General features: G+C 50.6%; 8 protein-coding genes. 4 read left to right on the top strand and 4 right to left on the bottom strand.

Going from position 1 to position 7,468, the window contains the following annotated elements:
* Nucleotides 1-566: M48 family metallopeptidase (locus GAC_RS03920; protein WP_037349508.1), on the bottom strand; the 566-nt coding region annotated here is incomplete at its 3' end.
* A gap of 192 nt (nt 567-758) precedes the next feature.
* Between GAC_RS03920 and rsfS the strand changes: the two genes are divergently transcribed.
* Both rsfS and GAC_RS03910 read left to right on the top strand, forming a co-directional pair.
* A complete protein-coding gene (gene rsfS, locus GAC_RS03915) occupies nt 759-1,109 on the top strand; it encodes a ribosome silencing factor (RefSeq protein WP_010265749.1) in 351 nt (116 codons plus the stop codon).
* A 244-nt stretch (nt 1,110-1,353) separates the two neighbouring features.
* Nucleotides 1,354-2,244, top strand: coding sequence for a hypothetical protein (locus GAC_RS03910; RefSeq protein WP_011114528.1), 891 nt, complete (start codon nt 1,354-1,356; stop codon nt 2,242-2,244).
* A gap of 237 nt (nt 2,245-2,481) precedes the next feature.
* Here GAC_RS03910 and GAC_RS03905 read toward each other — a convergent pair whose 3' ends face one another.
* A complete protein-coding gene (locus GAC_RS03905; RefSeq protein ID WP_010265756.1) occupies nt 2,482-3,135 on the bottom strand; it encodes a histidine phosphotransferase family protein in 654 nt (217 codons plus the stop codon).
* A gap of 131 nt (nt 3,136-3,266) precedes the next feature.
* Between GAC_RS03905 and purM the strand changes: the two genes are divergently transcribed.
* Nucleotides 3,267-4,304, top strand: a complete 1,038-nt coding sequence (gene purM / locus GAC_RS03900) for a phosphoribosylformylglycinamidine cyclo-ligase (RefSeq protein ID WP_010265758.1) — start codon at nt 3,267-3,269, stop codon at nt 4,302-4,304.
* On the opposite strand, the gene GAC_RS03895 is transcribed toward purM, so the two are convergent.
* Nucleotides 4,296-5,234, bottom strand: coding sequence for a tyrosine recombinase XerC (locus GAC_RS03895; RefSeq protein WP_010268268.1), 939 nt, complete (start codon nt 5,232-5,234; stop codon nt 4,296-4,298). The genes purM and GAC_RS03895 overlap by 9 nt on opposite strands.
* 324 nt (nt 5,235-5,558) lie before the next feature.
* Between GAC_RS03895 and GAC_RS03890 the strand changes: the two genes are divergently transcribed.
* Nucleotides 5,559-6,584, top strand: a complete 1,026-nt coding sequence (locus GAC_RS03890) for an NAD(P)H-dependent glycerol-3-phosphate dehydrogenase (RefSeq protein WP_223822738.1) — start codon at nt 5,559-5,561, stop codon at nt 6,582-6,584.
* A 547-nt stretch (nt 6,585-7,131) separates the two neighbouring features.
* On the opposite strand, the gene GAC_RS03885 is transcribed toward GAC_RS03890, so the two are convergent.
* On the bottom strand, nt 7,132-7,468 hold a 337-nt coding region (locus tag GAC_RS03885), incomplete at its 5' end, for a TrbC/VirB2 family protein (RefSeq protein ID WP_037349506.1).

Genomic DNA, 7,468 nt, shown 5'->3' with positions numbered 1-7,468 from the left:
CTAAAATGATTCAAAACCTTTATCAAGCCGTCGCTGGTGTAGCCAGCCGCGTCAAGATACTCCAGGGCGCGTTGATCGGCAACCTCCTCCTGTGCTCTACTATAGGCCAAAAACTCCCTTTGGTGAATTGTGCTACTTCCCAAAATTATGGCCTCTCCCACTCTAGGATCCACGGCCAAGGAGGCTATCATACCTAAAACATACCCTATTCCCTCAGCCACTGCACCGCTACGCGCCTCACTACCCCTTTTTGCGATATGATTTTGCGACATGTGGCCAATCTCGTGTGCGATTACGCCCACAATCACGCTGGGGTCCCTCGAGAAAAGTATCAGCCCTTTGTGTATAAAAAGATCCCCGCCTGAGGAGACGTACGCGTTTATGGAGTAGTCGTCAACTACAAAAACCCTCACGGTGCTGGAATCAACATTTGCTGCAGCAAACAGAGGAGTGCTGATTTTTTTCACAACATTCTCCACTTCGCTATCCCTGAATACGCGCATGCACAACGCATCCGGGGACAGTATGAGCGCAGAGCACAGCGTGAAAATGAAAAATGCCCTCATATAGCCTCATCGTTTGGCAGCATCATGATAGTAAAAAGCACAGAGATACTCCATTTATCATTTGTCCACCAACCACAGGAGCGATGTACAGGTACAAGTTTGTGGTAATAAATTTGTGCGTGCGCGTCGCTTTTGTGCGAGCAAAACTACAATGTGGTATAATGCGCGAATAAATTGTTTGGAGGTTTCTCAGTGCCGGGGTATACCGAGCTAAAAGACTCCGTAGTTGCCGTCCTTGACGAACATAGCGCTAGTGACATAGTCGTCCTCGATGTTGCGGGGAGGTGTCAATTGACTGAACACATGATTATAGCATCTGGCAATTCTTCAACACATGTTAAATCTCTGGTCGAACACATAAAGAAGAAGGTGTCTAAATCTGGAAAGGTGCTTGTGGAAGGGTTACGTGACGGTAATTGGGTCGTCATAAGCATGGAAGGCGTTATAGTACACATATTCAGGCCAGAAGTGCGATCATACTACCGCCTGGAGGAGCTTTGGAGCCACAGCAGCCGAGAATCGGCCCAGTGTGCCGGTGCTTAGCAGCGCTAACCGCCTGCTCTGTGTTCCCAGCTAGAACGGCCGGCAGGTGCCCGTTGTGCGTTCACATCTGTGGCTTTGTGCGCGGTATATGGCACAGAGTTCTCGTCGTAGTGGTCCTGCTCAACAGTTTCGCACACCATCGGCGGCTGCAATGGTTAACGCATTGGTAACACTCTGAAGCTATTCTATAGTCGCCCTGCGGTGGCGGGGCGTCTGTTGATCTTAAATCGCGGCTGGATGGAACATGGAAGACTCTGTCATAGCTCGAAGAGCCGATGATCTTGTTATTTCTGTAAGGCAGGATAATGACGCGCAGAGCGTGTCAATTTCCGGCATTAATGAGCGCGCCTTAGCGCTTCTGGGTTTTGATAACACACAGTCCGTAGTCGGTGCTTCGCTATACTCCATATTAGATCCCAGAACGAAGGACATAGTCAGCAGCTACCTGGAGTTCACAGATGATGGCACAGACCTCTCTGAGGTCGTTTCAAAAATCCGTGGGTTCACGCTGCTAAACAGTAAGTTGCAGCCTGTTTCCGTGCGGCCAAAAATCTTCCGGACGACCTCTAGCCGGGGGGTGCTGAATTACGAAATTCTAATACGCGACACGAGTCTATCCCAAAAGCTCGATGAATTCAGGGCGGGCAAGCTGCGGGAAAATGCTCGCTATACTATGCATGAGTCGTTCGGCATAATGGATGAGGCATCCACAGCAACCGAGATAGGTGTGGTGTTGGACTTCGCAAATAGCAGCGGGGTTAATGCGATTATATGCATGATCGCCGCGGATCCAACTGCGCATAGCAGTGGTAGCAGCCTTGCAGAGATGCTAGACAGGACGCTTTCCGACACTATCAGTGAAAACATCAGGTACACGGACATTTCTGGGTATTTCGGAGAGCGTAGATTTGTGTTCATTCTTTTGGGATGCGACAACGCCAACGCTTATTCTGCAATTTCAAGAGTCCACGGGAGGGTATGCGACAAGCTGTCATCCCGTTGTTCGCCTCCAGCCACAGCCTCTGCCGCATATGCTCAGATGCAAGGCTCTAAGCTGGAGACTATGGTAACAGGTTTGAAGAATACGTTGCTTGCGGCACAAAAAGAAACGCAGTCAGTTAAGCTGGTTATGTGACGCGCTACAAGAGCGGAAGCGGCCGTTTCGAAGGCCATGCATCCGCGGCTGTAGAGCCTTACAGAGACGGTAACGGGGGCCCGGAGTGTAGCCGTGTGCAGTGAGATAAGCGGTTGACCACTAGCGCCGAGACAACAGCAGCTCACCACCGGGTTTGTACACTGTGTATGCGTGCAGGCTCCGGCAGCACAGGTTTGTTTGTTCGGCCGGTGAGCAAACCTCCGCACAGTTGGCAGTCTAATGAGGCAGTGTTATCTCTATAATTGCATCGTAGGCGTCATAACAAAAAGTTGCGCCGTACCTCATTAACAATAATGACATAAAATAGGCCTGAATATTTCTTGTATTCAGCTGGCACGCATCTATATCTCTATAGACGAGCACCCGTTCTATGTCCCGATGCATTGCAACTTCGTCAGCCTTGAGTTTTGCTCTCAACCGCACGCTCCCTTCTTCGGCAGCATCAACAACAGAAACAGCGACCTCCTCGCCCCGCACCATGAGCATAACAGATAGCAACGCAATGTGCGCCAACAATCTGTTGACCTTCTCCACCAGCTCCGCGTCAGCAAACTGCGCTTCAACCTCCCAAAGCAGCTGAGCAACACCCCTTTTCTGTAGGTATTGCCTAATGTTACTCTGGGTTTTATCAAAACTGGCATTGTCTTCCGACAAGCTGTACGCCTGGCGCAGCAACCTAAACCTTGCTATGATCTCTTCCGATGCTTCCTCCAGCGAACGAAGCGTACCTTCAGATTCAGGATCCTCAACCAGGCACTCAACGTAGCTCACCATAGCACCCACAGAACCGGCCAGGTCGTGCAACAGCCTGGCAGAGAGCACTTCCATGTTGGCCAGAACCCCAACACTCTGCTCATCATCAGTACTCATCTAGTACAGACTCCGAAGTCTCACGTAAAGTAGCGTGTATTCTATAGCAGCATAGAAGTTAATCAATAAATATTTTTGTATCGGTTTGTTACATCTGGTGCTACCCTATCGGGATGGGGGTATTCGAGTTTATGAGCAGGTACTCAGATTCCGGCGTGGATATCGGCTTGGCTAGCAAGCTCGTAGAAGCTATAAAGCCTATAGCGTCATCCACCGCGAACCGTGGCACAATTTCAGACATAGGTGGCTTCGGTGCGTTGTATGATCCTTTCTCCCCCGGTAATGGCAAAAAATACAGCTGTCCGGTGTTGGTTTCCTCCACAGATGGCGTGGGCACCAAGTTACTTATTGCACAGCAGACAAAAAACCACAAATCCATAGGCATAGACCTGGTGGCCATGTGCGTCAATGATATACTCGCGCAGGGCGCGACACCTATGTTTTTTTTGGATTATTTTTCCACCAGCAGCCTTGATTATGACACAGCGTTAGAGATTATCTCAGGAATTGCGGAGGGGTGCAGGCGCGCAGATACGGCGCTCATCGGTGGGGAGACGGCAGAGATGCCCGGCATGTATCCAGCTGGGTGTTATGACTTGGCAGGGTTTGCCGTTGGGATAGTCGAGAAGAGCGAGATATTACCGCGTACTGACCAGATTCGCACAGGAGATGTAATTATCGGCCTTGCTTCCTCAGGGCTGCACTCCAACGGCTTTTCGTTGGTAAGAAGTGCCCTGCAGGATTGCAATATTGCTTACGATAACCCATGTCCCTTTGCAGATGGCGCCACCTGGGCGAGCGTGTTGCTTGAGCCAACAAAGATATACGTACGGCCGGTATTGCAAGTGTTGCATATGGTAAAAGCCGTGGCCCACATTACAGGCGGGGGGTTTGTTCACAATATACCCAGAGTGTTGCCGGAACATCTGGCGGCACACATTCGGCTAGGGACATGGAAGCAACATGATATATTCTCGTGGTTGGAAAAAGAAGCCCAAATACCTTCAGCAGAGATGTTCGAAACCTTCAATTGCGGTATCGGCATGGTACTCATAACTTCTGCAGATGCGGCGGGCGAGGTGTTGAAAACACTGGAGAAAAGCGGTGAGGATGCATATACCATTGGAAGCGTGGTGCGGCGCGACGGCCACGGAGTAGTCCTAAGTTAGGCCATTTTTCTTTATAGTTTGGGGGTGAAATCCTCGGTAATTTTCTATTACGCTGTTGTAGTCCAAATGGGTATAAACCTGCGTAGTGGCAAGGCTGGCGTGCCCAAGCAATTCTTGCACCACTCTGATGTCCGCACCCTCCAAAAACAGGTGCGTTGCAAAACTGTGCCGGAGCGTGTGAGGGGTGGTCGTCTCAGGAAGCCCGATGCGCCTGCGCAACCCTTTCATTCTGTATGCAAAGTAGGTTCTGGACAATCTGCCGCCTCGCAGCCCGACAAAAACATATTCGGTGCTGGACGCGCCATGCACCCGTTGGTGTGGACAGCTTGCTACATACTCATCAATAATGCATCGTACCCATGGCAAAATGGGAATTACTCTCTCCTTAGATCCCTTACCCAGCACGCGTAATTCGTCTTGCCTCAGATCGCAAAACTTTATGTTTACCGCCTCACTTATCCTAAGGCCGCAGCCGTATAACAGCGCTGATACGGCCAAGTCTCGTCTGTGCGTCCAGTGTAAATCTTCCGGCTCTTCCATGACTTTACGCATTTGTGGCTCCTCCAAAACCTTAGGCAAGCTCCTGCGCACAATAGGCTTGGAAATATTGAAGACGACTGAGCTTTTCATGCCACACTTGTGGTGTAAATAACGAAAAAAGCTTCTCACAACGGAAATGGCTCTGGCGTTTGATGCAGACTGTTTTCCCTGCTTAAATCTGTCAGCCAGCCAGCTTCTAAACTCCGCTGAGCGCAACTCTTGGACCTCCTGCAAACTCACAGAACGCTCGCAGGGTTCGCCACAGACGGACCGATAAAAATCCATGATATCTCTTTCGTAAGCAGCAACAGTGTTGGGAGAATACCTCCTCTCTTCTCGCAGCCAACACAGCCAATTGTTGATTGCGGACAGCAAATCTCCTGAACCCATGCTAAGCCCCACTCCCTAGAAGGTGAAATGCTATCTTATGTATACACCGTGGCATAGTTTTTCTTGCACGTAAAATTTCTAGAGAATCCGTCTGCGACCTTTTATTCATTTCCAATATACCTGACCACACCTACAGCATCGGCAGGAAATAAGCCATAAAAGCGCAGTATACTCCATTTTATGCACCACAATTTTTACAGGCGGGCCATTGAATGATTCCTGCTTGCCAGGTCTGTGCTGCTTATGCCCCAAACCCCGATCTATCCGCCGCCACACGTTTTTTATGTTGATAAATGGCATGCTAAGCTATACCATGCTGGGCGTGTGTTTTTGAAGGTTGAAGTGCAGGTCACAATTCTTGGAGCTGGAGCATTCGGCACCGCGCTATCCATTGCACTGTGCAACACAGGTAAAAAGGTGCGCATTTGGAGTCGAAACGGGCAGGTTGTGGAGTCCCTACGCACACATGGGGAAAATTCTGTGTACCTACCGGGGTTCAAAGTGCCCAGAGAAGTTTTGGTGCATTCCGATATGGGCTTGGCCACAGACGGCCCTGCGGCTATTTTGATGTGTGTTCCGGCTCAGGAGTTGCGCAGTCTGTGCAACACTATAACGGCGGCTAGTGCGCTGGAAGCCGGGGTACCACTGCTGGTGTGCAGCAAGGGGATAGAAAACTCCTCACTAAAATTCCCGAGTGAGGTAGTGGCGGAAATGTTTCCGCAGAACCCCGTCTTTGTCCTCTCCGGCCCCGCACTCGCCAGGGAACTTGCGTCCGGGCTACCCTGCGCTATGGTGCTCGCGGGTGACGAAATTACAACAGCAGAAACATTGGCGTCGCAACTCAGCGGGCCAGCCCTCGCCATAGTACATAGTGGCGACCTAATGGGGGTACAGGTTGGCGCCGTAATGAAAAACATAATAGCCATAGCGTCGGGCATAATTGCCGGCATGGGTTTGGGACACAACGCGTCTGCAATTGTCATGGTGCAAGGTATGTCAGAAATCAAAGCAGTGTGTGAGGCAAAAGTAGGGGTTGCCGCTACGGAAACTCTAATTGGTCTTTCGTGCTTGGGTGACCTAGTGCTAACATGCACGGCACCGGGTTCACGTAACATGTCTTTTGGCTCATCGGTGGGAAAGGCGGGGCGCGCAGGTGCTTCTGGCCAGCAAAAGCCTATGTTAGTTGAGGGGGTTGAAAGCGTTACGGCCATGGTAAACATGGGCAAAGCGCTTAATCTAGAGCTACCCATATGTTCTGCGATAGCCCGCATGCTTCATGGACAACTAGGCGTGCGTCAGGCAGCCGCTGAAATACTTTCCGCCCCAGTAAAATCACGTCTCAATGTGTGACGCATATACCTTGGCTCACCGTTCTATTACGGGTGAGAGGGCCTTTCGCAGCTTTCATTTATCCAAGAACTTCGTGTGCATTAATCAGCTGCGGCACGAGTGACATCTCTGCATCCGCGCCTGACTTACGGGCTGCAAAACTCCTGGCTCCCACTCATGGCCCACACAACGCGACTTCCTCCATAATTTCACTTGGCGCCAACCCCCCTACCCGGCAGCACATCATCTCGTACCACCTGCTCTTGGCACTCAGCCCAACTCACTACCAATGCCAACACAGCTCTCTGCATCATTCAAAGCTCTTGGTACCACCGACATAACAAAGCCACTATCTATAAACTCCTGGCATCCCAGTCTAACTTGGTACCACACAGCATAACCCAACCTCTGGTACCTCCTACATAACCTGGTGCCTACATCCTCACAGCACTCAGCCCAACTTGGCTCTACCACTCACCACCGACACCATCGCCCTTGGCACTCAGCCCAACTCACTACCCAATGTGGCACGACCAACACAGCTCTCTGCACCATCACTACCCAGAAGCTACTTCCCAGCGGCAGTACCCTTATAACTTGCACAGTCAAACTTACCAGCATTCTCCATGCCTTCACCACTCAACCCAGCAGCAAATTTAGCCATGAGCTTACCAGCACCAAAGAATATAGCTGTAAATACAACCAACATTACAATAGCAGGCCATGCAAGCTTACCAAAGATAGCCATAATGCTAGAACCTAGTATCACTCCAGTCATGATAGGAAGCCCAAGCTTCTGCACAAACCGTATAACGTTACATATAACAACAGTCGCTGTATCGTCAGCAGCCTGAGTAGTCCCTGCACTGCTACCGCTAGCAGCCCCTGCAGCAGCCCCTGCAGCA

The sequence above is a fragment of the Anaplasma marginale str. Florida genome (genome assembly GCF_000215485.1).
GTDB lineage: Bacteria > Pseudomonadota > Alphaproteobacteria > Rickettsiales > Anaplasmataceae > Anaplasma > Anaplasma marginale.
The sequence above is the reverse complement of the archived record's forward strand: the minus strand, read 5'-3'. Positions and strand labels throughout refer to the sequence as shown.

Coding starts and splice junctions, on each gene's coding strand:
- GAC_RS03910 (WP_011114528.1), top strand. CDS start 1,354: ATGGAAGACTCTGTCATAGCTCGAAGAGCCGATGATCTTGTTATTTCT.
- GAC_RS03905 (WP_010265756.1), bottom strand. CDS start 3,135: ATGAGTACTGATGATGAGCAGAGTGTTGGGGTTCTGGCCAACATGGAA.
- purM (WP_010265758.1), top strand. CDS start 3,267: ATGAGCAGGTACTCAGATTCCGGCGTGGATATCGGCTTGGCTAGCAAG.
- GAC_RS03895 (WP_010268268.1), bottom strand. CDS start 5,234: ATGGGTTCAGGAGATTTGCTGTCCGCAATCAACAATTGGCTGTGTTGG.